Below are 26,008 nucleotides of genomic sequence, written 5' to 3'. Positions count from 1 at the left end.
AACGCTTATTTAATTGTAATCTGGGCAATTTCAGCAACGGTATCACAATTTTCAACAACAAGTTCTATGGGCTTGTTGTTGATGTTTCCGTCGATATAGTATGTACTGCATTTTTCACCTTTGGTATCTCTTTTTCTTGCGATATCACTTTTTGAGAAATTGACATCGCCAAAAGTTAAAACAGAATCGATCTGCTCTAAAGTAACTGTATTGTTATCGATGAGTTGCTGCATTTTCGGACTGTAATTAACAACATCCTGCGTGCGAATGGTTTTCAGTGTCCTGCAATTGGGTAAGTAGCAAAACTCTGCTCTTTTTTCCCTAAAGAAATAAGCGAGAAAAACAATTCCGATAGAAACTCCTATAAGAAAAAATCCAATTCTTTTTAATAATGGCATAGGTTTTTAGAATATCAAAAGGTTTATATCCCGGTAAGAGAGGTCAAACCATTCTGCTACCGATTTACTTGTGAGGATACCGTGATAAAAATACAATCCGTTTCTCAGGCCTCTGTCAAATCGCAATGATTGCTCCAATCCGCCATCTTCCCCTATTTTCAGAAGATATGGTGTAAAGATGTTGCTTATGGAAACAGAAGCAGTCCTGGCATATCTCGCAGGAATATTGGGAACTCCATAATGTATAACACCGTGTTTTACTATGATAGGCTCATCATGAGAGGTAACTTCACTGGTTTCGATACAGCCTCCCATATCGATACTGACATCAATAATGACAGCATCATTTTTCATGTTTTCTACCATGGTTTCTGTGACTACAATAGGTGCCCTGTCACTTCCTCTTACCGCTCCAATGAGCACATCACAGCGTTTTAAGGCTTTCAAAAGGTTTTTAGGTTGCAAGGTTGATGTGTGTAATGGACGACCGAGATTGGTTTGAATAGAACGCAATCGGGTTATGGAGTTATCAAATATTTTGATATTGGCCCCAAGTCCGATAGCTGATCGGGCGGCAAATTCACCAACGGTTCCGGCTCCGATGATCACGACATCTACAGGAGGTACTCCCGAAATATTCCCAAACATGAGTCCGTTACCGCTGTTGGTGTTGGTCATGAGTTCTGCAGCGATCAAAACAGAGGCGGTTCCTGCAATCTCACTGAGTGCACGAACAGCCGGATAGTTTCCGTCTTCGTCTTTTATAAATTCGAAGGCCAAAGCAGTAATGCGCTTATTGGCGAGCATTTCAAAGTATTTTTTGCTACGGGTTTTTATCTGCAGGGCAGATATGAGAATAGACTGCGGATTGATAAGCTCTAACTCCTTTAAAGAAGGAGGCTCTACTTTTAGGATAATAGGACAGGAAAAGACTTTTTTTGTGTCTGTCGTAATTTCAGCACCGGCTTCACTGTATTCTTTATCCGAATAGTTGGCATGCAAGCCTGCATCAGACTCTATAATAACCCTATGACCATGTGAGGTAAGCGCGTTTACGGCATCCGGTGTAAGGCATACCCTGTTCTCCTGATAGGAAACTTCTTTCGGGATCCCAATAAACAGTTCCCCCTTTTGTTTTAACAATTCAAGGGTCTCTTCCTGCGGAATCAATTCCTGTTCAGTAAAGGGGGTGTTGGGATAAGCCATGCTTTACACTTAAAAAACCAAAGGTAAATAAACTTTTTAAGTCTAGCAGAATTAGTTTTTAAATACCTTTCTCTTTTTCCTCATATTCCTTTAATTCCTTATCGATTTTATCAAGGTCTATTCCATGTACTAGCTTATCAAACAATTTAAGTCTGATTAAGTACACAATAGGAATGACGATCATCATTACCGGAATAATATAGTAGATCTCAAATTCGTCGACGAATTGTGCATCATCATTCAATGAACTGAATAACTGGAATATGAACATACTTATGGGAATCAAAATTACGTGATACCACCAGTGCTTACAAGTGAAAAACCATATAATAAGCAATAACAACGGTACAAACTTGTTCATGAAGTTCCAAGCAGCCATATACAAAGTAGGGTAATATGTAGAGCGAAATGTAAACAGCCAAGTTTCCCAAGTTTGTTCCTGAGGAAAACTTTCATATAAATAAAAGATGTAAGGAGAAATAGCGATAATAAAGGCTACTATGGATCCTAAGACCAATAGTCGGGCTTTCTTTTTTTTCTCCTGCATAACGTTGTCATTTGACTCTTGATTCACCTTGTGTTTAGATTTGGATGCTAAACGCAAATTAAACGAATCTGAAAAATATAAACAAATATATGTTTCAGATAGGTGATTTATATCTATGAACTGAATGAACAATCCGTTGATCTACCAGATTTGATTATGAGGAAGTGTAATTAAATAACCTATAGCTATATATGTTACCCTAACATTTTCCCAAAAAGTAAAAACATCACACTTAATGCTGTGCAATTAAGGTAATGCTTTACAAATCTGGTAATGGAATTGTTATGTAAAGGAAAATCTTATCCGTTTGAAGGCATTACGATTTTTGCTTTTTCAACACCTTGGTGGTTATCATAGAGACTATCCTCGTCGGCTACACTGTTTGGAGAACATGAGACTGCTGAAACAGCTAATAGAGCGATGGCAAATACTGCGGAAATAATTTTTTTGAATGACATAATAGTTTATTTTTTGGTTACTAGTTGTTTTTGTTACTACAAACGTACCAAAAAAAAGGACGCGGATAATAAAAACCTTTGTCGTATATTAGTAAGTTTTTAATATACAACAGGTTCCGTATTTACTATGTAAAAGTAAATATAATATATTAGTTGACGTTCATCGATCTTTTTCCGTCTAACTGTATTATTATATCGATAACAGTTGCATTATTAGGTAGCAACTCTTCTATTTTTTCCGGCCATTCAATCAGGCACCATTCATTGCTGTATAGATAGTCTTCAACGCCGATGTCGAAAGCTTCATCAATAGTATTGATTCTGTAAAAGTCAAAATGAAATATAGGACCGTTTGTTCCTTTGTATTCGTTTACCAACGAATAAGTGGGACTGGAAATGTTGTCTGTGCTGCCCAATTGTTTTATAATTTCTTTGATCAATGTAGTCTTTCCTACTCCCATTTCTCCATAGAAAAGCAAAATTTTGCTACCGGCTTTTTGAATGATCTCTTTTGCTGCCTTGTCGATTTCATTCAGGCTGTATGTGATATTGGTCATGTTGATGTGTTATTATTGCAGAATTAACTAATTAAATATGCAATATATAAATAACGTAGACATGAGGTGGATATATGTAATACAAAAAGCACTCGCCTAAACGAGTGCTCTTTTTTTTGTGATTTTTGAAAAAAGTTCTTTAAGCTTCTGAAGATTCTTCTGCTGCGTTCAATTCACTTTTGATTCTGTTCACCAAATTTTCCATTTGGCTTTCTTGATACACTCTTATTTTGTGCTCAACGATAGCTTCTACCTCTCGATAGGTAAGTGTTTTGTCCAAGTCTTCATTTTCATAAACACCTGCATCTTCAGCTTCCGGACCAAACATGGTGCCTTTTCCGGTTACTACCCAGGTAATGTTGACGAAGGGGTACTTATCTACGATTCTTTCAAGTACATCACTTCCAACAGAAGCTTTGTTCTTTTTCATTCGTAGTGTGTAACCATTAGACGCACCTATAGACATGTCAAACTGCCTCGCGCTCATCCCTAAGGATTTAATAATTGTGTGAATTCTGTCAATTGCTTTAGTCATTTTGTGTTATTTTTTTGAGGGTTATTCAAAAATAGAAAAAAAACTACGTATAACATAATGAATTTTAATTTTTTTATGAAATCTTAACAAAATAACTTGTTTTTTCGTTGTATGTTAACTTTTTACCGATTATCTAATTTCGTTTAGTTACTTATTTAGGTTTTTATGAGGGTTTTGTCTTTGAAAATCTTACAGTGTGCTGATTCAACATATTAAACTGTATTCTGGATGGGAAATACAGGTATGAAAATCTATATGGTACATGTTAACGGAAGGGGCAGCTTGATTTTCAAGTCATAACTTATTGACAATATTGACATTATATCGTAATAAGTTTGTTCATATTGTATAGTCGACAGATTAAAGAATATAGATGTTTTCGCTTTATTAATGTTGCGGATACACTATTTAGGTGTTAATACTATATATGGTATAATCATTTCTTCAAGCGAAACCCCTCCGTGCTGATAGGAGTTTTTATAATAACTCACATAATGGTTGTAATTGTTAGGGTAGGCAAAGAAATGATCATTTTTAGCAAAAATAAAAGAACTGCTCATGCTGATAGTCGGCAAGTGTATTTCTTTTGGATTACGCTCGCTATACACTTCTTTTTCGTTAAAAGAAAGGCTTCTTCCGGTTTTGTATCGCAGATTCAGGCTTGTATCCCTGTCGCCTATAACTTTTGACGGGTTTTTTACATTAATGGTACCGTGATCTGTCGTGATGATAAGTTTAAACCCCAGTTGCTGTGCTTGCTGGATAATGTCCAATAAGGGTGAATTTTTAAACCAGCTTAGCGTAAGCGAACGATAGGCTTTGTCGTTGGACGCCAATTCCTTTACAACTTCCATTTCTGTTTTGGAGTGGGAGAGCATATCTACAAAATTATAGACCACCACGGTGAGATCGTTGTCCTTTTGTGATTTAAAATTTTGCGCCAACTGTTTTCCCGATTTTAAATTGGATATTTTGTGATATTCCCAATTAATGCTGAGTCCCAATCGGCGTATTTGATCTTTCAGAAAATCTGCTTCATGCAAATTTTTCCCACCGGAGTCGGTATCGTTTTTCCATAATTTGGGATGCATCCGCTCCATTTCAGAAGGCATTAGCCCCGAAAAAATGGCATTTCGGGCATATTGGGTAGCTGTGGGAAGGATGCTTATATATGGTGTCTCCGTTCTTTTTTTATAATAATTGGTCACCGTTCCCTCAAAAGCTTTCCATTGGTCATACCGCAAATTATCGATCACAACCAATAATGTTGGCACTTTTTTGTCAATTTCTTTTGAAATGAGTTCTTTGAACAAGGTGTGGGACATTACAGGAGCATCATCACCATTGACCCAACCGGCATAATTTTTTTCAATGAATTTCCCAAACTGACTATTCGCTTCTGATTTTTGAGATTCCAATATCTCGGTCATTCCGGAGTCTTCGATGTTTTCCAGTTCGATTTCCCAATAGATCAATTTTCTGTAAAGCTCGATCCACTCTTCGTAGGAGTTGACCATAGTCAGGTCCATCGCTATTTTTCTGAACTCCTGTTGGTAGTTTGAAGTGGTCTTTTCTGAAACCAGTCTGGAATGGTCCAGGTTTTTTTTCAGACTGAGTAAAATCTGGTTGGGATTGACGGGCTTTATGAGATAATCGGCTATTTTAGAACCAATAGCTTCTTCCATAATATATTCTTCTTCACTTTTGGTGATCATCACCACAGGAAGGGTTGGTTTTATGCTTTTTATTTCTGATAGGGTTTCCAGTCCTGTAAGCCCGGGCATATTCTCATCCAGGAAAACAATATCAAAATTATGGTCCCTTGCTTCTTCAATAGCTTCATTGCCACTTTGACAAGTACTCACCATGTAATTTTTCTTTTCAAGGAATAAAATATGTGGTTTTAAAAGCTCTATTTCATCATCTACCCAAAGTATCTTTATTTCATTCATTCTATTGATGTATATTTGTATGTAATCTTTACAATTTAACAAGTTTGAACACTGCAAACAAACTAAAAATATTTAACGATCCAATTTACGGATTTATTACCATCCCTAACGAACAGATCTTCGATTTAATCGCTCATAAATATTTTCAGCGATTGCGAAGAATTTCCCAAATGGGATTGTCATATTTGGTTTATCCCGGAGCACATCACACCCGTTTTCATCACGCAATAGGTTGTATGCATTTAATGAGGAAGGCTGTGCAAACACTTCGCTTTAAGGGAGTTGAAATTTCAAAAGAGGAAGAAGAGGCTTTGTTGGCGGCTATTTTACTGCACGATATCGGACACGGGCCGTTCTCTCATGCGATGGAACACAGTATAGTAGATGGAATTTCCCATGAGTACATTTCGCTTCAATTTATGGAAATGCTGAATGAAGAGTTTAACGGAACTTTAACGCTGGCCATTCAGATTTTTAAAGGAGAATATCCGCGTAAGTTTATGAATCAGCTTATTTCCGGACAATTGGATATGGATAGAACCGATTACCTGAAACGCGATAGTTTTTATACCGGGGTTTCTGAGGGGAATATTAATTCGGAGCGGATCATTTCCATGTTAAACGTGGTTGACGATCAACTTGTGGTGGAAGAAAAGGGAATCTATTCAGTAGAAAAATTTTTGGTGGCCCGAAGATTGATGTACTGGCAGGTCTATCTGCATAAAACCAGTTTGGCGGCCGAGCAGTTGTTGATCAAGATATTGCAAAGAGCAAAACAATTGCACCATAAAGGAAAACGTTTGGAGGCGAGCAGATCGTTGTTATTTTTTCTGGATAACGAAGTGGGAAAAGAAAAATTCAACAAGGAAATATTGGAGATATTTTCCCGTTTGGACGATGTAGATATTCTTTCGGCCATGAAAGAATGGCAATTTAATGATGATTTTGTGTTGTCTAATTTGTGCCAAATGTTGTTGAACAGAGATCTTTTGAAGGTAAAAATCAAAAGAAAGTCGATAAAAAAAGAAAAAATAGAAACCCGTATCACATCTTTTATGGAGAAGCACGGAGTCTCTGAAGAAGAGGCTGGTTTTTTCGTTTTCAGTGGGTTAATAGAGAATCAGGCCTACTCTATAGATAAACAAAACATACATATTTTAATGAAATCAGGAAAGATAGTTGACGTTGCCAAAGCATCAGATCAATTCAATATAAAAGCACTGTCAAAACCAGTAACAAAATATTACCTGTGTTATCCTAAAAAATAAATAGGACTTTTTTCATACTTTTGCGGGGAAATGAAATTTACAGCAACTCAAATAGCAGGAATTTTAGAAGGCGAAATCGTGGGGAATCCCGAGGTTGAAGTTTCCAAGCTTTCTAAAATAGAGGAGGGGACAACAGGTTCTCTAACGTTTTTAGCAAACCCTAAATACAAGCCTCATATCTACACAACGAAAGCATCGATAACCATTGTCAATAAATCTTTTGATCTGGATAACGAAGTAAGTACAACCCTTATAAAAGTGGATGACGCCTACAAATCATTTTCTAAGTTGTTAGAATATTACAATCAGGTAAGATTCAACAAAACGGGTATTGAACAACCGGTTTACCTATCGGAGTCCGCCAGCTATGGTGACGACATCTATATGGGTGCCTTTACTTATGTGGGTGATAATGTGATTATAGGGAATAATGTAAAAATTTACCCTAACGTTTATATAGGGGATAATGTAAAGATCGCAGACAATGTGGTCGTTTTTTCCGGAGCGAAGATCTATTCAGAATCGATCGTGGGAAATAATTGTGTGATCCACAGCGGATCAATTATAGGAGCAGATGGTTTCGGATTTTCCCCTGATGAGAATGGCGAATTCCAAAAAGTGCCACAAACTGGTAATGTGATTTTGGAAGATGATGTAGATGTGGGAGCAGGAACTACCATAGATCGTGCGACTTTGGGCTCTACCGTCATTAAAAAAGGAGTTAAACTAGACAATCAGATTCAGATTGCACACAATGTAGAGATAGGAGAAAATACTGTTATTGCCGCTCAAACAGGAATTGCGGGTTCTACTAAGATTGGTAAAAATTGTATGATAGGAGGACAAGTAGGAATTGTTGGTCATATTACGATAGGAGATCGGGTGCGCATTCAAGCACAATCCGGTATTGGAAGAAACGTCAAAGACGACGAAATACTTCAAGGTTCTCCCGCCCTAAATTATGGCGACTACAACAAGTCATATGTTCATTTTAAAAATTTACCTAAGCTGGTAGATAAGATCGATCAGTTGGAAAAAAATAAGAAATAAATCACCTCGGAAGGTGAGGCGTTAAGTGTAAAACTTAAAAAAAAGATTTCGACGCATGCGTTGGATCTCCCGATAGTTATCGGGATTAAATCTCACTTAGTGAGAAAAAGAAGATATAAGTAATGAATAATCAGGTTAAAAAACAACGTACCATAGCAAAAGAAGTGTCGCTTAAAGGTGTCGGCTTACACACCGGAATGGAAGTCACCATGACTTTTAAGCCGGCAGTGGAAAATTATGGCTACGCATTTAAACGAGTAGACCTTGAGGGGCATCCTGTTATCGAGGCAGATGCCAATTATGTGGTAAACACACAAAGAGGGACCAACTTGGAAAAAAATGGAGTTAAAATTCAAACCTCAGAGCATGTATTGGCTGCTTTGGTTGGTTTGGAGATCGATAATATCTTGATCGAACTCGACGCGCCGGAACCCCCTATTATGGACGGTTCTTCCAAATATTTTGTTGAATCCCTGAAAAAAGCCGGTCTAGTAGAACAAGAGGGTGAAAGGGAAGAGTTTGTCGTTAAGGATGTTATTTCTTATACTGATGAAGAAACCGGTAGTGAGATTACTGTGATTCCTTCAGAAGAATATCAAGTGACAGCTATGGTAGATTTTGGGACTAAAGTGTTGGGAACTCAAAATGCGACCTTAAAACATTTGTCCGATTTTGAAACCGAAATAGCCGATTCCCGTACGTTTAGTTTCTTGCATGAAATTGAAACTTTACTGGAACACGGTCTGATAAAAGGAGGGGATCTGAACAACGCCATAGTGTATGTGGATAAGGAATTATCTCAGGATACCATGGAAAAATTGAAGGTGGCCTTTAAAAAAGACTCTATCTCGGTAAAACCAAATGGGATTTTGGATAATCTTACATTGCACCACCCTAATGAAGCGGCACGGCATAAACTACTCGATGTCATAGGTGATTTAGCTTTGGTGGGAACACGCATTCGCGGAAAGGTTATCGCCAATAAACCCGGACATTTTGTAAACACTCAGTTTGCCAAAAAATTATCGAAGATCATCAAGATCGAAAAACGAAATAAAGTTCCAAAGTTCGATTTGAACCAACCGCCATTGATGGATATCACCCAAATCATGAAAATGTTGCCACACAGGCCTCCTTTCTTGTTGGTTGATAAAATATTAGAACTTTCAGACCGTCATGTGGTAGGGGTGAAGAATGTTACGATGAACGAGCCATTCTTTGTGGGACACTTTCCAGGAGCACCTGTTATGCCGGGGGTTTTACAAGTTGAAGCTATGGCACAAACAGGAGGTATTTTAGTTTTGAATACTGTGCCGGATCCGGAAAATTACCTGACCTACTTCATGAAGATAGACAATGTGAAGTTTAAACAACAGGTACAACCGGGCGACACTCTTATTTTTAAAATGGAGTTGATATCTCCTATACGAAGAGGGATATGCCACATGCAGGCCTATGCCTATACCAACGGAAAACTGGCCACAGAAGCAGAGCTAATGGCTCAAATTGTTAAAGTAAAAGAAAAAGAATCTTAAGAGAATGAATCAGCCACTAGCATATGTGCATCCCGGTGCAAAAATCGCAAAGAATGTTGTGATAGAACCTTTCGCAACGATCAATAATAATGTAGTAATAGGTGAGGGCACCTGGATAGGAAGTAATGTGACTATCATGGAAGGAGCCCGGATAGGGAAGAATTGTAATATTTTTCCAGGAGCAGTGATTTCTGCCATTCCTCAGGATTTGAAGTTCAACGATGAAGATACTACGGCTGAGATAGGTGATAATACAACTATCCGTGAGTGTGTGACCATCAACAGAGGGACCAAGGACAGGATGAAAACTGTTATCGGAAAGAATTGTTGGATTATGGCCTATAGTCATATCGCACACGATTGTATTGTAGGCGATCACTGTATTTTTTCCAATAACAGTACCCTGGCCGGACATATAACGGTAGGAGATCATGTGGTGTTGGCCGGAATGACCGCCGTACATCAATTCTGTTCCATAGGAAACCATGCTTTTGTGACAGGAGGTTCATTGGTGCGTAAAGACGTGCCACCATATGCCAAGGCGGCAAGGGAACCTTTGTCCTATGTTGGGATTAATTCCGTTGGTCTGCGACGTAGAGGGTATTCCACCGATAAAATCAGGGAAATACAAGATATTTATCGTATCCTATATCAGAAAAATTACAACAACTCTCAAGCTGTAGAAATTATAGAAGCTGAAATGGAAGCGACTCCGGAGCGCGATGAAATCCTTCAGTTTATCAAAGACTCTCAGCGCGGGATTATGAAAGGATATTTTAGTTCAAACAGTTAAAAATACAATATGGCATCTACATCAGATATTAGAAAAGGATTATGCATTCGTTACAACAACGATATATATAAAATTATTGAGTTTTTACATGTAAAACCCGGAAAAGGACCTGCTTTTGTAAGAACAAAACTAAAAAGCGTAACCACTGGAAAAGTGTTGGATAATACTTTTTCAGCCGGACACAAAATTGAAGATGTTCGCGTAGAAACCCGATCATATCAGTTTTTGTATGCTGAAGGGGATACTTATCACTTTATGAATACGGATGACTACAATCAAATCGCACTTCAGAAAGAGACTTTGGACTCGCCGGATTTATTGAAAGAAGGAGAAGTGGTTACGATTTTGTTTAATACAGAAGACAGTATGCCGCTTTCTGTAGACCTTCCGGCACATGTGATTTTGGAAGTCACACATACAGAACCGGGTGTAAAAGGAAATACAGCAACCAATGCAACCAAACCGGCTACTGTTGAAACCGGAGCGACCATCAATGTTCCTTTGTTTATCAATGAAGGTGACAAAATAAAGATCGATACTGAGAAAGGCGCATATATGGAACGCGCTAAGGAATAAATAGTACGAAGTATCAAGTATTGAGTACGAAGTATTAAGAAGAGTGACTTTGATTACTTACAACCTTACAACCTTACAACTAAATAGATGAAGTTTCCTCAAAAACATACCTTAAAGCAAATAGCAACCATATTGAGTTGCGATTTTGTAGGTGATGAAGATTTTCCTGTTTACGGAATGAACGAAATACATGTTGTGGAACCGGGAGATATTGTTTTTGTGGATCATCCTAAGTATTACGATAAAGCTTTGCAATCTGCGGCAACCATAGTTTTGATCAACAAAAAAGTGGAATGCCCTAAAGGAAAGGCTTTGTTGGTCTCCGACGATCCTTTTAGGGATTTTAATACACTTACCAATTTTTTTAAACCTTTTCAAAAAGCAGAGGCAGCTATAGCGCCTTCAGCAAAAATAGGAGAGGGTACGGTTATTCAACCTGGTGCATTTATTGGTAATGATGTGGTTATCGGTAAGAATTGCCTGATCCACGCCAATGTGAGTATCTATGATGGTTGTGTTATTGGTGATCATGTGACCATCCATGCGGGGGTTGTACTTGGAGCTGATGCTTTTTATTACAAAAACAGACCGGAAGGTTTTGACAAACTCCTCTCAGGAGGTCGGGTGGTCATAGAAGATCATGTGGATTTGGGAGCGCTTTGTACTATTGATAAAGGTGTTACGGGAGACACCACAATTGGCGAAGGTTCTAAGCTGGATAATAATGTACATGTAGGTCACGATACGATAATCGGTAAAAAATGTTTGATCGCTTCACAAGTTGGAATTGCCGGTTGTGTTATTATTGAAGATGAAGTTACCATTTGGGGACAGGTAGGGATTGCCAGTGCGATTCGTATAGGAACAAAAGCTGTTTTGTATGCGCAATCAGGTGTAGGGAAATCGCTGGAACCTCATAAAAGCTATTTTGGTTCTCCGGCAGAAGAGGCTAATAAGAAATTCAAAGAATTAGCTTCTATACGGCAGATACCATCAATTATCAAAAAATTAGGATAACAATATGGCTCAATCGATCAAAAAGATTGTAAAAAATTTTTATGAATTAGAAACCGCAGAGATACATATATTGATGCATGTTTATTTGCATGATGATTGCGAACTTTTCTGGAACAGTAGTAAGGGATTTACAAAGTTGAACAAGAAACAACTCATTGAGCTTGCCAAAAACATGTCGGAAGCCTATCACTCCATCAGAACAGAAGTGAGCCATATAATAAAAGAAGGCAATTTTGTAACGGTGCGTTACACCTATCACGTAAAAGCGATAGAAAATCCTGAAGAGGAACAGCCATTGGCACATTTTATAACAATTTGGGAGTTTAAGGACAAGAAAATGTTCAGAGGATATGAGATCAGTCAATTGGCAGATGAGAACCCTGTTAATCTAAAATCTTTTATCCCGATAAATAAGAAAAAATAACAGAAGTAAAATAATTAATTATTTTTTTGAGGAGATTTCTCTTTTCATCCCCAAAAAACTATTTTTGCATAGCTTTAAAATAAAAAACAACCCTAATGAGTGTATTAGTAAATAAAGATTCGAAAATAATAGTGCAAGGATTTACAGGTAGTGAAGGTACTTTTCACGCACAACAAATGATAGAATACGGAACCAATGTAGTTGGTGGTGTGACTCCGGGTAAAGGAGGACAAGAGCATTTGGAAAAACCTGTTTTTAACACCGTAAAAGAAGCTGTAGAGAAGGCAGGGGCAGATGTGTCTATTATTTTTGTTCCGCCGGCTTTTGCTGCTGATGCTATTATGGAAGCTGCCGATGCGGGTATTAAAGTTATCATTACTATTACAGAAGGTATTCCTGTTGCAGATATGATCAAAGCAGCAGATTATATAAAAGATAAAGATTGTCGTTTGATCGGTCCTAACTGTCCCGGAGTGATCACTCCGGGGGAAGCAAAAGTGGGGATCATGCCCGGATTTGTTTTCAAAAAAGGAAAGGTAGGGATTGTATCAAAATCAGGAACCTTGACTTATGAAGCGGCCGACCAAGTGGTAAAACAAGGTCTTGGAATCACAACAGCGATCGGTATTGGTGGAGACCCGATTATCGGGACAACAACAAAAGAAGCTGTAGAATTGTTGATGAACGATCCTGAAACCGAATGTATTGTTATGATCGGTGAGATCGGCGGACAATTGGAAGCTGATGCTGCCCATTGGGTAAAAGAAAACGGAAATAAAAAACCTGTTGTCGGTTTTATTGCAGGAGAAACAGCACCAAAAGGAAGAACGATGGGACACGCCGGAGCCATTGTTGGCGGGACTGAAGATACAGCGGAAGCTAAAAAACGTATCATGGGCGAATGTGGGATTCACGTAGTGGATTCTCCTGCTGAAATAGGTAAGAAAGTAGCAGAAGTTGTCGCTTAGATAACAGAATTATAAATTATTATCGATATATTTATCCATCTCTTGAGTATTCAGGGGATGGATTTTTTTATGAATAATAATTAATATTAATAACGATGAAATACACTAAACTTACCTATTTCCTTCTGTTATTACTCGTCGTTTCGGCTTGTAAAAAAGGAAATGATTCCACGGTAACCACAGAAACACATACCGACCCAAATGGGTTTACGTATGAAACCGTAACAAACGATCCAACCGGATTGCGTTTGTACACATTAGACAACGGACTAAAAGTATACCTGAGTAGAAATACGGATGAGCCGAAGATTCAGACGTTTATTCCTGTTCGTGCAGGTTCGGTTTACGATCCGGCAGACAATACAGGCTTGGCGCACTATTTAGAACATATGGTTTTTAAAGGGACCGATGAAATAGGAACGCAGGATTGGGAAAAGGAAAAAGTGTTGTTGCAAGAAATATCAGACTTGTATGAAGCACACAAAAAAGAAACAGACTCTGTTAAGAAAAGAGCTATCTACAGAAAAATAGACAGTGTTTCCCAAGAAGCATCAAAAATATCGATTGCTAATGAATATGATAAAATGGTGAGTTCTTTGGGAGCTGAAGGTACCAACGCGTGGACTTGGAACGAAGAAACTGTTTATGTCAACAAAATACCTTCCAATGGCTTGGATAAATGGTTGAGACTGGAAAGTGAGCGTTTCAGTCAACTTGTGCTGCGATTGTTCCATACGGAACTGGAAGCGGTTTACGAGGAATTTAACAGAGCACAGGATAGTGATAGCAGAAAAGAATATTACGAGTTGTTTAGACTCCTGTTTCCAAAGCATCCATACGGACAACAGCCAACGATAGGGGTTTCAGAACATCTTAAAAACCCTTCCATGGAAGCCATTCACGATTATTTCAATACATATTATGTGCCCAACAATATGGCAGTGGTCCTTGTTGGTGACCTTGAATTTGATGAAACGATCAAGAAAGTAAACGATGCTTTTGGGGATTTCAAACCTAAGGAAGTTACTTACCCTGAAAGACCGAAGGAAGATTCTATTACGGCTCCGGTTGAAAATGAAGTCTTTGGACCCGAAGCCGCTCGCGTTAGCTTGGCATACAGAACCCCGGGGATAGGAACGGAAGGTGAGAAGTATATCACTTTAATCGATATGATCCTGAACAACAGTGAGGCCGGATTGATAGATTTGAATTTGAATCAGCAGCAAAAGTTGCAACGTGCTGGCTGTTCTCCTACATTTCAAAACGACTACGGATATCACAGGTTCTACGGATACCCTAAATCAGATCAGTCTTTGGAAGAAGTGAAAGAGTTGTTGTTGGGACAGATAGAGAAGGTAAAAAAAGGAGAGTTTGATGAATGGATGCTTGATGCGGTGATCAATGACCTTAAATTGTCCCAGATAAGGCAATACGAAAATGCTTCTGCTGTGGCCTATGCTTATGTAAATGCTTTTGTGCATTTTCAGGATTGGGGTGAGGAAGTAAAAAAACTTGATGAGTTGCGAAAAATAAGCAAACAGGAGCTTGTAAACTATGCTAATGAGTTTTATAAAGACAACTACGCTGTTGTGTATAAAAGACAAGGAGAGGCCAAAAATTTGGTAAAAGTAGAGAATCCGAAGATTACACCCATTCAATTGAACAGGGATAAACAATCGGAATTTATACAGGCCTTTAACGAAATTGAAATCCCGAATCTCAAACCGCAGCATATTGATTATGAGGAGGCGATTAAAGAAACAAAAACAAATGCCGGTCTTGAAGTGTCATATATTGAAAATGAGATCAATGATTTGGCAGAACTCAATATCATTTTTGATATGGGAAAAGACAACGACAAGAAATTGGAACACGCCATTGGGTATATGGAATATATGGGAACCGATAAATATGCACCGGATGAGCTTAAAAAAGAATTTTACAAACTTGGAGTGAATTACGGAGTGAGAACTGGTAATGATCGTTCTTATGTTTATGTTAGTGGATTGAGTGAGAACTTGGACAAAGGCTTAGCACTTCTTGAACATTTGTGGAGCAATGCCGTAGCCGATCAGGAAACTTATGATAAATACGTGCAAAACATTGGAAAAAGAAGAGAAGACACTAAAGCCAGTAAGTCCAGGATTCTTTGGAGTGGATTGATGAGCTATGGACAATATGGTGAAAATTCAAGGCTTAGGGATATCTTTACCATTGAAGAGCTCAAGGCAATCGATCCACAGGAATTGGTGGATATCTTCAAGGACCTGAAGAATTATAAACAGCGCATTTTCTATTACGGAAATGATCTGGAAGGCGCTGTTGCAGCACTTGATGAAAAACATAATATTCAGGAAGAATTAGTAGAATACCCGGAAAACAAAGTGTATCTTGAAAAAGAAACCGGCGGACACGTTTATTTTGTCGATTACGACATGGTGCAGTCAGAGATGTTATTTCTGGCCAAAGGAGAAACCTTCGATCCTAAAAAAATGGCAGCATCTTCTTTATTTAATACTTATTTCGGGAGTGGACTTTCATCCATAGTATTCCAAGAAATCAGAGAGTCAAAGTCCTTGGCCTATTCTGCTTTTGCAGCATACAGTAATGCGTCAGAAGAAAGAAAACCAAATTATACTTATGCCTATATCGGTACCCAGGCCAATAAAATGCCTCAGGCGGTTGAAGCGATGATGGAACTGATGACTAATATGCCGGAAGCTCAAGAACAGTTTGAAGCGGCAAAAGAATCTACCTTAAAGAAATTGGCTGCTGACCGGATTAACAGACAACGTATCTTCTGGCAATACGAAAGTTTAAAGAAAAGAGGACTTACAGAAGACAATAGACAGGCGATGTATGATGAGATCAAAAAAATGACTTTTGAAGATCTTCAAACCTTCTTCAACGAAAACATCAAAGGAGAAACCTATGACGTGATGGTTGTTGGAAACAAAAATGACGTTGATATGGAAGCTCTAAAGAAGCTGGGTGAAGTAGAAGAAATCGACCTCGATTATCTGTTTAATTATGAAAAACCGAAACCATTGAAACCATAACTTGAAAAAAGTTTGAATGAGTTCATATAAAACCCTGCTATTTTAGTGGGGTTTTTTGTTGGTTAAATCTTGGATTTGCTATATTTGGTTTACGAAGTGATTTAACTAATCGAGAAAAGTTTAAATCACTTCTAATGACTAAATTCAAATTATAATAGATGAAACATCCATTGATTAATTTTTAAACACACAGAAGAATAATTATTTAGGATGTTCCCTGCCTTGTCGGCAGACAGGCATGTAACCATTGAAAAAACAATAAACATAAATACATGAAACTTTTAGAAGGTAAGACCGCCATCATCACCGGAGCGAGTCGAGGAATAGGGAAAGGTATCGCTTTGGTGTTTGCTGAACAAGGAGCTAATGTAGCATTTACATACAGCTCGTCTGAAGGGCCGGCCAAAGAATTGGAAAAAGAACTTATAGGAAAAGGCGTAAAAGCAAAAGCGTATAAAAGTGATGCAGCCAGCTTTTCGGAAGCTCAGGAATTGGTGGGAGAGGTAGCAAAGGAATTTGGCGCTATCGATATACTGATAAACAACGCCGGAATTACCAAAGACAACCTTTTAATGCGTATCTCTGAAGAAGATTTTGATAAGGTTATTGAAGTCAATTTGAAATCGGTTTTCAACATGACCAAAGCAGTACAGCGAACCATGTTGAAACAACGTAAAGGATCGATTATCAATATGAGTTCGGTAGTGGGGATAAAAGGAAATGCCGGACAGACAAACTATGCAGCTTCCAAGGCGGGGATCATCGGTTTTTCTAAGTCGGTTGCCCTTGAACTCGGATCGAGAAATATCCGAAGCAACGTGATTGCCCCTGGATTTATCGAAACTGAAATGACCGCTAAATTGGATGAGAAAACAGTACAAGGTTGGAGAGATGCTATTCCATTAAAAAGGGGAGGAACACCGGAAGATGTTGCTAATACTTGTGTTTTCCTAGCTTCAGATCTTTCCGCTTATGTTACCGGACAGGTGTTGAACGTTGACGGGGGGATGCTTACATAAGGAAAGGAATATCGTAATTTTGGAATAGAAGAGACTGTCTAAAAAGGTTGTTTAGTGTCAGTTCGAGCGCAGTCGAGAACTAAATAACTATTGAAATTCAATAGGTTTCGACTGCGCTCAACCTGACAAATTCCGCTTTTATAACTTTTTAGACAGTCTCTTCATCATTCACATCAAAAGGTAAAGAAAACGATCAATGCTTGAAAACCATATGATTTTATATGCTGTTTTGGCAGCAGTTATAGCGCTTCTTATTGCTTTTTTTCAGTACAGAAAGCAATTGAGGAAGTCGGTAGTGTATCGAATCTTGGCTTTTCTTCGCTTTTTAAGCGTCTTTACCATTCTCCTGCTGTTAATTAGTCCGAAGTATAACAAAAAAACCTATTATACTGAAAAACCCGGACTTACCATATTGGCTGATAATTCATCTTCTATTAGATATTTAGGCTACGACAGTATTGTAAAAGATATTATCCGCACTATTGAAGGCGATGATGAACTGAACGATCGCTTTGATATCAAAACACTTTCCTTTGGAGGAGATATTAAGGCTGCGGATAACCTTAATTTTTCTGAACCCCAAACCAATATTGCTAAAGCCTTGCAATCACTCGAAAGCATAGACAATGAGGACAACGGAGCGGTGCTTTTATTGACTGATGGAAATCAAACCTATGGATCGGATTATCAATACAGCTCCCGAAATTATAAAAAACCTGTTTTTCCGATTGTTTTAGGCGATTCAACGCAGTACAATGATTTAAAAGTAGCACAACTCAATGTCAATAAATATGCTTATTTGAAAAATGAGTTTCCTGTTGAGGTTTTTCTGAATTATGAAGGGGAGGAGCAGCATAGTTCTGTGTTCAGTATCTATCAGGGAAGAGCTACTGTTTATTCGAAACGATTAAATTTTTCACCGGAAAAAAACACCCAAGTGCTCAATATTGAACTTCCTGCCAAAGCTGTTGGAGTGCAAACCTATAGGGCAGAGATTACGCCTTTGGATCAGGAAAAGAACAAAGACAACAACTCAAAATTGTTTGCCGTAGAGGTGATCGATCAAAAGACCGATGTAGCTATCGTTACCGATGTTCGTCATCCGGATATTGGTGTGTTGAAGAAGATTGTTGAAAGTAACGAATATAGAAAAGCTACGATTGAAAATGTAAGGGATGGAAATTTAAAATCAACTGATTTTCAATTATTTATATTGTATCAACCAAATCACTTGTTTAGTGATGTTTTTCAAGAACTATTAAAGCAAAAAAGTAGTTATTGGGTGATTTCCGGAGTCGATACTGACTGGAATTTCCTCAATAAAATGGAGTTAGGGTATTTAAAACAATTCGGAAGAAGTGAAGAAGAAATCCTGCCGGGTTTCAACCCGAATTTTTCTGTTTATCAAGTTGATGATATTGACTTTGAAAACTTTCCACCTTTGACAAAAAGTATAGGGGATATTGATTTTTTGATGTCATACCACACGCTTTTATATCAGCGAATAGGAAATGTTTCCACAGAGACTCCACTTTTGGCAGTCATGGAAGATAATGGAACAAAAAGTGCGCTGCTGGCAGGGGAAGGAATTTGGAAATGGCGATCGGTTAGTTTTTTGGAGGACAAAAATACAGAGGACTTTGATGCTTATTTTGGAAAATTGATACAATATTTATCTTCAACGGAAAAGCGCGAGCGACTTAGCATAAATCACGAATCGTTTTATTATGGAAATAGTACTGTAGTAATTTCAGCAGCCTATTTTGATAAAAATTTTGTTTTTGATCCCAATGCATCGCTTGAAATAGTGATTAAAAACAAAACAACAGGAGAAACAAAAATTATCCCCATGCTGTTGAAGGGAAATAATTATGAAGTTGATCTAAGTTCGTTTGGAGCTTCAGCTTATGATTTTACAGTCAGGGTGCTGTCGGCTAATTTATCGAGGTCGGGTAGTTTTACGATTTTGGAATACGATGTGGAAAAACAATTTTTGAATGCAGATATTGACCGACTGAGGTCACTTTCAGAAAATACCGGTGGGGTTTTGTTTTTCTCCGGGCTGCCTGAGTCCTTAGCTTCAGGATTATCAGCGTTAAAAGAAGAATTAATGGCCGATATTAGGTTTCAATCCATTCAAAAAAGTAAAGAAAATGTTGTACCTTTAGTCAATTGGAAATGGTTGCTCATCGTTATTGTTGTAGCATTGGCAACCGAATGGTTTATAAGGAAATACAACGGATTAATTTAAATATTAAATAGTGAACATGGACAAATTACCTAAAATTGGAATACCTATTATTATAATCGCGATAGCATTGATCATTTTTGTGGCAAAATCAACTATAACCATTTCTTCCGGAGAAGCCGGGGTTTTGTTTAAAACCTTTAGTGATGGGGTAGTGACAGATAAACCGCCACTTAATGAAGGTTTTCACATTGTAGCACCTTGGAATAAGGTCTTTGTATATGAAGTGAGGCAACAGGAAATACGTGAAGAAATGCAAGTATTGTCATCAAATGGATTGCAAATTAAGTTAGAAGCGTCTATTTGGTTTCAACCTGAATATGCAAAGTTAGGATTTCTACATCAGGAAAGAGGGATTGATTATGTGACTAGGGTATTGCAACCAGCTGTTCGTTCAGCAACTAGAAGTGTAGTTGGCCGATATACACCGGAACAATTGTATTCCAGTAAAAGAGACGTTATTCAGGAAGAGATTTACACAGAAACCGGGAAGCTTTTGAGTAATCAATACGTGCAATTGAACGAAGTCTTGGTGCGTGATGTTGTGCTTCCGCCAACAATCAAAGATGCAATAGAAAGAAAATTGGGGCAGGAGCAGGAGTCTTTGGAATATGAATTCCGTCTTGAAAAAGCAGAAAAAGAAGCACAGAAACAGCGAATCGAAGCTCAAGGTAAAGCAGATGCCAATGAAATCTTAAGCGCCTCACTATCCGATGAAATATTAAGGGATAAAGGTATTGACGCTACAGTAAAACTGTCGGAGTCCCCTAATTCTAAAGTGATTGTTATCGGAAGTGGTGATGAAGGAATGCCTATCATTCTGGGGAATCAGTAAAGACATAAATAAATTTTAAACACAAAATAAAAACGAGGGCAACCGCCCTCGTTTTTTTATCTTAATACTTTGTACTCAGTACTTAATACTAATATCTCAATACTAAATATGAATCACTTCATCATAAGCAGCAGCTACAGCTTCCATCACAGCCTCACTCATGGTGGGGTGTGGGTGAACGGCTTTTAGTACTTCGTGCCCGGTTGTTTCCAGTTTACGTGCTACTACGGCTTCTGCAATCATATCAGTAACCCCGGCACCAATCATGTGGCAACCCAGCCATTCTCCGTATTTGGCATCAAAGATAACTTTTACGAATCCTTCAGGAGTACCGGCAGCTTTTGCCTTACCGCTGGCAGTAAACGGGAATTTACCAACTTTAATGTCGTATCCTTTTTCCTTAGCTGCTTTTTCAGTCAGACCAACCGAAGCAACTTCAGGGGTACAGTATGTACATCCGGGGATGTTTCCATAGTCTAAAGCTTCAACATGCATTCCTTTTATCTTTTCAATACAAAGGATACCTTCGGCACTGGCTACGTGGGCTAGTGCTTGCCCCGGAACCACATCTCCTATGGCATAATATCCGGGGATATTGGTTTGGTAGTAATCGTTTACCAAAATTTTATCGCGGTCGGTTGCAATACCAACGTCTTCCAATCCGATATTTTCAATATTACTCTTGATACCTACAGCAGAAAGAATAACATCAGCTTCAAGAACTTCTTCACCTTTTTTGGTTTTTACGGTAGCTTTAACTCCTTTACCTGAAATATCTATTTTAGTCACTTCAGAAGAAGTCATCACTTTGATACCTGCCTTTTTAAAGCTGCGTTCCAATTGCTTAGAGATGTCTTCGTCTTCTACAGGAACTACATTCGGTAAAAACTCAACAACCGTAACTTCGGTTCCCATGGAGTGATAGAAATAAGCAAATTCTACTCCGATTGCACCACTACCAACAACAATCATTTTTTTAGGTTGCTTAGGTAGCGTCATGGCTTCACGATAACCAATCACCTTTTTACCGTCTTGTGGTAAACTTGGCAATTCACGTGAGCGTGCACCGGTAGCAATAATAATATGATCGGCACTGTATTCGGTTGTTTTTCCGTCTTTATCCTTTACATCTAGTTTTTTTCCGGGTTTTAGTTTTCCAAAACCTTCAATAACATCAATTTTGTTCTTTTTCATCAAGAATTGAACACCTTTGCTCATTCCATCAGCAACACCACGACTTCTTTTTACAACGGCATCAAAATCTTTATCATATTCTTTCACGGTTAAGCCGTAATCGCCGGCATGTTTTAAGTATTCAAAAACCTGAGCCGATTTTAACAAGGCTTTGGTGGGAATACATCCCCAGTTCAAACATACACCGCCAAGACTTTCTTTTTCAACAACAGCAGTTTTAAAACCAAGTTGTGACGCTCTGATGGCAGTTACATATCCGCCCGGGCCGCTTCCTAAAACGATTACGTCATATTTACTCATATCGTAGTTTTTTTATTTATCAATAAATTTTTGCGGATACGAAGTTAAGGAATAACTTTCTAAAGGGTAAATTTTTTTGCCGATTCAGACCATGTATCACAATCTTTTATTTGGCAAAAGAATTTATCACACTACCTATAGTGTTAACTCCCAATTCGTTGATTATTATTACCGCAAAGTAGCGCCTAATTGTCTTTCAAAACCTCCCTGAAGTTTTTTCATCACCTTATCAATTTGTTTGTCGGTAAGGGTTTTGTTTTCATCCAATAAGGTGAAACTTACTGCATACGATTTTTTCCCTTTCGGAAGGTTTTTCCCTTCATAAACGTCAAACAAATTGATGTCTTTCAACAGCTTGCGCTCACTGTTCTTTGCAATGTTGTAGATGTCTGCAAAACTTACTTTGTCATCAATCAACAAGGCGAGGTCGCGTTTAACTTCAGGATATTTTGGAATCGGAGTAAAGGAGATTTGCTGTTTTTCAACCAATTCAATGACCTTATCCCATTCAAAATCAGCATACAAAACCTCTTGTTTAATATCGAAGTGCTTTAAAATACGCTTGCTGATCAATCCAAAAGAAACAATTTTACTTTTTCCTACCTTGTAGTGGAGCCCTTCAGAAAAAACATCAGAATCAATTGGTTCGGACTTTGGTGTTGATATTCCCAAACGCTCTAAAATGGTGTCGATAACACCTTTCAGATAGAAGAAATCACTTTCTTCTGTGCGGACTCTCCAGCTTTCGGCATTTTGGTCTCCGGTAATTAAAAGGCTAAGGTGTTTATTTTCAACCCTGCCGCTTTCATAGTGGTGATACGTTTTTCCGAATTCAAAGAACTTAAGATTACTACTTTTTCGATTGATGTTATAGCTCAAAGCTTCCAATCCGCTGAAAAGCATGGATTGGCGCATCACAGAAAGTTCGCTACTCAACGGGTTTAACATTTCTACATTGTGTTCTTCCTTGTGCTTACCAGACAATTCCATGTACTTTGGAGTGGTAAGGGAGTTAGCTAAAATCTCATAAAAACCTATGGCAGCCAGTTGCTCTCCTACGACATTTTGAAGTTTGTAGTCTTCAAATCTTGAAACGGAGGCAATAGAAGCATTTAGTTTTTGTGTGAATTCTATATTGTTGTATCCATACACACGTAAGATTTCTTCAATAACGTCCACTTCCCGCTGTACATCCACACGGTAAGAAGGAATAGTCAGTCCAATACCGGTTTCGGTAACATTATTGATCTTGATATCCAACGAACTTAAAATGGATTTGATAGTATCTGTTGAAATGTTCTGTCCGATAAGCGAATTTATCTTTTCGAAGGTCAGGAACACTTGGAAGTCTTCAAATTTCTTCGGATAAAAATCTTCCGGATCGCTGGAGATAGTTCCGCCGGCAATTTCTTTGATCAAGAGGGCGGCACGTAGCAGCGCATATTTTGTATTGTTAATATCAATTCCGCGTTCAAACCTGAACGAAGCATCAGTATTCAAAGCATGTCGCTTGGCTGTTTTTCTTACGGAAACCGGATTGAAATAGGCACTTTCAAGGAAAATCTGAGAAGTAGACTCGGTGACTCCGGAACCTTCCCCGCCAAAAACGCCGGCAATACAAAGCGGTTTTTCAGCATCACAGATCATGAGATCATCTTCGTGCAATTCCCTTTCAACATCGTCCAGCGTAGTGAATCTTGTTCCTTTTTCCAGTGTTTTTACAATGATCTTGTTTCCGCTGATCTTGGCCGCATCAAAAGCATGTAACGGCTGTCCCAATTCGTGAAGTACATAGTTGGTGATATCGACAACATTGTTTTTTGGCGTCAAACCGATGGATTTCAACCTGTTTTTTATCCAATCGGGAGACTCGGTCACTTTTATCCCTGAAATAGTCACTCCGCAGTAACGCGGACAAAGTTCTTTATCTTCAACATCCACTTCCATACGGAGGGTTCTGTTATCTACGTGAAAACTACTTACTGATGGTGTGATGAGTTCCAGACTGATATCTTTTTGAAGTAATCCGGCTTTGAGGTCGCGGGCCACACCGTGGTGACTCATGGCATCGGCGCGATTGGGCGTAAGTCCGATTTCAAAAACGGCATCAGTTTCTATCTCAAAAACTTCAGAACAAGGCGTTCCGGGGACTAACGCATCGTCGAGGATCATAATTCCGTCGTGACTTTCCCCTAATCCGAGTTCGTCTTCGGCACAGATCATTCCAAAAGAAGTTTCACCTCTTATTTTCCCTTTTTTGATTTTCCAAGTCTCGCCTTTGTCATCATATAGGGTAGTGCCAATGGTTGCCACCGGTACTTTTTGCCCTTGATCCACATTTGGAGCCCCGCAAATAATCTGAGCAGGTTCGTCTTCTCCAATATCAACTTTTGTCAGTTTCAACCGATCTGCATTCGGGTGTTTTACACATTCAAGAACATGACCAACCACAACACCTTTGAGTCCGCCTTTAACCGATTCATAATTTTCTACACCTTCCACTTCCAACCCCAGGTCGGTTAAAAGTTCGGCTGTTTTATCTGTTTCCCAATCAAGTTGAATAAATTGCTTTAGCCAGTTGTATGATATTTTCATGTATTGCTTATTATGATCTTGTAGTTTTCGTTTTTGATAAAAATCCCCGCGGTTTTTCCTGCAAATGTACAAATTCCACCCATAGCAGGCTTTATTCACTAAGTGAGATTTGATCTTGATAGCTATCGGAATCTCCCGAGGTAATTTACAAGGCGCAAAGATAAATGAATGGCGGTAGTTCTCAAACAAACCATGTTATTTTAAGGGGATAAAACATCTAAAATAGGTTCTGTAACGTATATTACAATGAACAAATAACTTTTGAATATAAATTTTTTAAAATGAAAAAATTCAATTTTTTAGCAATGGTAGCAGTTATTTTATTAGCTGTCGTTAGCTGTAAAGACACCAAAAAAGAGCAAGAACAAGTTGAAAAAGCTGTAAAGACAATTGATTCTGTTGAAACGGCGATAAACGAATCTGCAGAAAATGTTGAAGAAGTATCTGAAGATGCTAAAGCAGCAATAAAGGAATTGGATAGTATCTAAAGTAATGCCAATTTTTACTTCACCTTTATTTCTATTTCAATTAAAGATATCATCTCAATAGTGAAATGATTATTTAAAAACTAAAATTTAAAGCACATGAAAGCATACAAATTAATTACAATGGTATTCGTTTTGGGATTATTCCTAGGAAGCCAGTCTGTTATGGCTCAGGAAAAATCTGAAGAAATGAAAGAAAAGGCACAAGCCAAGGTTGAAAAAGCAGAAAAAGATGCTCAGGTTAAAGCTGAAAAGGCAGAAAAAGATGCTGAAGCTAAAACCGAAGAGATGAAAGAAATGGCTAAACAGGAAAAGGACAAGGTTAAAGACAAAGCTGAAAAGGCCAAGGAAAAAGCTAAGGACAAGGCAGAAAAAGGTAAAGAGAAAGCTAAGGATGAAGCTGAAAAAGCAAAAGAGAAGTCCAAAGAGAAAATGGATGAGGCTTCTGCAAATGCCTTTGGACAAAACAAAGGTGACATGACCGGAAGGGAATTTGGACAGGCTCGTGCTGAGGATGCTAAAAACAGATTGGATTCTCACGAAAAAATGCTGGCAGAAAAGGAATCTCAGCTTAAAAATGGAAGGCAAAAAGTAAAAGAGGCGAAAGAGCATCTTAATAAAGCCAAAGAAGAAAAAGAGTATTCTGAAGAAGAAATTCAAGTACGCGAGGGTAAAGTCAGCAAGGCTGAAGAGAAGCTTGATGAGCTTGAAGGGACTATCAGAAAAGGTCGTGAGCGAGTAAAGCAGGAGCGTGAAAGACTTGAGAGTGTTGTTCTTCCAGAAGAAGGAGAATAAATAAGCTTCAAAAAACGCAAAATTGAAAAAACAGACACTATCCCAAAAAGTGTGTAAGTAAAAATATCGAGGGTTGGATTCTTAATTAGATTCTGACCCTTTTTTCATAGATTGTGAGGAACTGATTTAAAATAATGCCCCAGTTCCTAACTGGCATGGACCATTTTTTGGTTGCCTCTCTCATGGCCAAATAT

The 26,008-nt window shown here is 38.3% G+C and carries 23 protein-coding genes; 14 read left to right on the top strand and 9 right to left on the bottom strand.

Annotated elements, in window-relative coordinates; genetic code table 11:
- Positions 1–5: 5 nt before the first annotated feature.
- The 7 genes from OOZ15_RS12665 to porX all read right to left on the bottom strand — a co-directional run bounded on the left by OOZ15_RS12665 (position 6) and on the right by porX (position 5,653).
- On the bottom strand, positions 6–398 hold the full coding sequence (locus OOZ15_RS12665) for a DUF4258 domain-containing protein (RefSeq protein ID WP_265956788.1): 393 nt from the start codon (positions 396–398) through the stop codon (positions 6–8).
- 6 nt (positions 399–404) lie between these two features.
- Complete coding sequence (locus OOZ15_RS12660; protein ID WP_265956787.1) at positions 405–1,604, bottom strand: alanine dehydrogenase; 1,200 nt, start codon at positions 1,602–1,604, stop codon at positions 405–407.
- 58 nt (positions 1,605–1,662) lie between these two features.
- Entirely contained in the window at positions 1,663–2,151 is a 489-nt protein-coding gene (locus OOZ15_RS12655; protein WP_265956786.1) for a hypothetical protein, read from the bottom strand.
- A gap of 299 nt (positions 2,152–2,450) precedes the next feature.
- Complete coding sequence (locus OOZ15_RS12650; protein WP_265956785.1) at positions 2,451–2,609, bottom strand: hypothetical protein; 159 nt, start codon at positions 2,607–2,609, stop codon at positions 2,451–2,453.
- A 149-nt stretch (positions 2,610–2,758) separates the two neighbouring features.
- Positions 2,759–3,166: a tRNA (adenosine(37)-N6)-threonylcarbamoyltransferase complex ATPase subunit type 1 TsaE gene (gene tsaE / locus OOZ15_RS12645; protein WP_265956784.1), complete on the bottom strand. Its 408-nt coding sequence runs from the start codon at positions 3,164–3,166 to the stop codon at positions 2,759–2,761.
- A 139-nt stretch (positions 3,167–3,305) separates the two neighbouring features.
- Positions 3,306–3,701: a hypothetical protein gene (locus OOZ15_RS12640; RefSeq protein WP_265956783.1), complete on the bottom strand. Its 396-nt coding sequence runs from the start codon at positions 3,699–3,701 to the stop codon at positions 3,306–3,308.
- 404 nt (positions 3,702–4,105) lie between these two features.
- Complete coding sequence (porX, locus tag OOZ15_RS12635; protein ID WP_265956782.1) at positions 4,106–5,653, bottom strand: T9SS response regulator signal transducer PorX; 1,548 nt, start codon at positions 5,651–5,653, stop codon at positions 4,106–4,108.
- 44 nt (positions 5,654–5,697) lie between these two features.
- Here porX and OOZ15_RS12630 point away from each other — a divergent pair, with 44 nt between their 5' ends.
- The 12 genes from OOZ15_RS12630 to OOZ15_RS12575 all read left to right on the top strand — a co-directional run bounded on the left by OOZ15_RS12630 (position 5,698) and on the right by OOZ15_RS12575 (position 20,445).
- Entirely contained in the window at positions 5,698–6,921 is a 1,224-nt protein-coding gene (locus OOZ15_RS12630; protein WP_265956781.1) for an HD domain-containing protein, read from the top strand.
- A gap of 30 nt (positions 6,922–6,951) precedes the next feature.
- Entirely contained in the window at positions 6,952–7,971 is a 1,020-nt protein-coding gene (lpxD, locus tag OOZ15_RS12625) for a UDP-3-O-(3-hydroxymyristoyl)glucosamine N-acyltransferase (RefSeq protein ID WP_265956780.1), read from the top strand.
- Between the two features lie 122 nt (positions 7,972–8,093).
- Entirely contained in the window at positions 8,094–9,506 is a 1,413-nt protein-coding gene (locus OOZ15_RS12620; protein ID WP_265956779.1) for a bifunctional UDP-3-O-[3-hydroxymyristoyl] N-acetylglucosamine deacetylase/3-hydroxyacyl-ACP dehydratase, read from the top strand.
- A 4-nt stretch (positions 9,507–9,510) separates the two neighbouring features.
- Positions 9,511–10,299: an acyl-ACP--UDP-N-acetylglucosamine O-acyltransferase gene (lpxA, locus tag OOZ15_RS12615; protein ID WP_265956778.1), complete on the top strand. Its 789-nt coding sequence runs from the start codon at positions 9,511–9,513 to the stop codon at positions 10,297–10,299.
- Between the two features lie 9 nt (positions 10,300–10,308).
- Positions 10,309–10,875 carry an elongation factor P gene (gene efp / locus OOZ15_RS12610; protein WP_265956777.1) on the top strand — a complete coding sequence of 189 codons (567 nt, stop codon included), beginning with the start codon at positions 10,309–10,311 and terminating at the stop codon, positions 10,873–10,875.
- Positions 10,876–10,962: 87 nt separating this feature from the next.
- Complete coding sequence (locus OOZ15_RS12605; protein WP_265956776.1) at positions 10,963–11,892, top strand: UDP-3-O-(3-hydroxymyristoyl)glucosamine N-acyltransferase; 930 nt, start codon at positions 10,963–10,965, stop codon at positions 11,890–11,892.
- A 4-nt stretch (positions 11,893–11,896) separates the two neighbouring features.
- Positions 11,897–12,316 carry a nuclear transport factor 2 family protein gene (locus OOZ15_RS12600; protein WP_265956775.1) on the top strand — a complete coding sequence of 140 codons (420 nt, stop codon included), beginning with the start codon at positions 11,897–11,899 and terminating at the stop codon, positions 12,314–12,316.
- Between the two features lie 95 nt (positions 12,317–12,411).
- Complete coding sequence (gene sucD / locus OOZ15_RS12595) at positions 12,412–13,284, top strand: succinate--CoA ligase subunit alpha (protein WP_265956774.1); 873 nt, start codon at positions 12,412–12,414, stop codon at positions 13,282–13,284.
- A gap of 95 nt (positions 13,285–13,379) precedes the next feature.
- Positions 13,380–16,343: a M16 family metallopeptidase gene (locus OOZ15_RS12590; protein WP_265956773.1), complete on the top strand. Its 2,964-nt coding sequence runs from the start codon at positions 13,380–13,382 to the stop codon at positions 16,341–16,343.
- A gap of 272 nt (positions 16,344–16,615) precedes the next feature.
- Entirely contained in the window at positions 16,616–17,362 is a 747-nt protein-coding gene (gene fabG, locus OOZ15_RS12585; protein ID WP_265956772.1) for a 3-oxoacyl-[acyl-carrier-protein] reductase, read from the top strand.
- Between the two features lie 196 nt (positions 17,363–17,558).
- A complete protein-coding gene (locus tag OOZ15_RS12580) occupies positions 17,559–19,613 on the top strand; it encodes a VWA domain-containing protein (protein ID WP_265956771.1) in 2,055 nt (684 codons plus the stop codon).
- Between the two features lie 16 nt (positions 19,614–19,629).
- Complete coding sequence (locus OOZ15_RS12575) at positions 19,630–20,445, top strand: prohibitin family protein (protein ID WP_265956770.1); 816 nt, start codon at positions 19,630–19,632, stop codon at positions 20,443–20,445.
- 102 nt (positions 20,446–20,547) lie between these two features.
- Here OOZ15_RS12575 and lpdA read toward each other — a convergent pair whose 3' ends face one another.
- Positions 20,548–21,939, bottom strand: a complete 1,392-nt coding sequence (gene lpdA / locus OOZ15_RS12570; protein ID WP_265956769.1) for a dihydrolipoyl dehydrogenase — start codon at positions 21,937–21,939, stop codon at positions 20,548–20,550.
- A 168-nt stretch (positions 21,940–22,107) separates the two neighbouring features.
- Positions 22,108–24,534, bottom strand: a complete 2,427-nt coding sequence (pheT, locus tag OOZ15_RS12565; protein WP_265956768.1) for a phenylalanine--tRNA ligase subunit beta — start codon at positions 24,532–24,534, stop codon at positions 22,108–22,110.
- Positions 24,535–24,815: 281 nt separating this feature from the next.
- Between pheT and OOZ15_RS12560 the strand changes: the two genes are divergently transcribed.
- Both OOZ15_RS12560 and OOZ15_RS12555 read left to right on the top strand, forming a co-directional pair.
- Positions 24,816–25,022, top strand: coding sequence for a hypothetical protein (locus OOZ15_RS12560; protein ID WP_265956767.1), 207 nt, complete (start codon positions 24,816–24,818; stop codon positions 25,020–25,022).
- 96 nt (positions 25,023–25,118) lie between these two features.
- Positions 25,119–25,814, top strand: a complete 696-nt coding sequence (locus OOZ15_RS12555) for a hypothetical protein (protein ID WP_265956766.1) — start codon at positions 25,119–25,121, stop codon at positions 25,812–25,814.
- Positions 25,815–26,008 lie beyond the last annotated feature (194 nt).

Source organism: Galbibacter kalidii (assembly GCF_026241135.1).
In the GTDB taxonomy this organism is placed as follows: domain Bacteria; phylum Bacteroidota; class Bacteroidia; order Flavobacteriales; family Flavobacteriaceae; genus Galbibacter.
The sequence above is the reverse complement of the archived record's forward strand: the minus strand, read 5'-3'. Positions and strand labels throughout refer to the sequence as shown.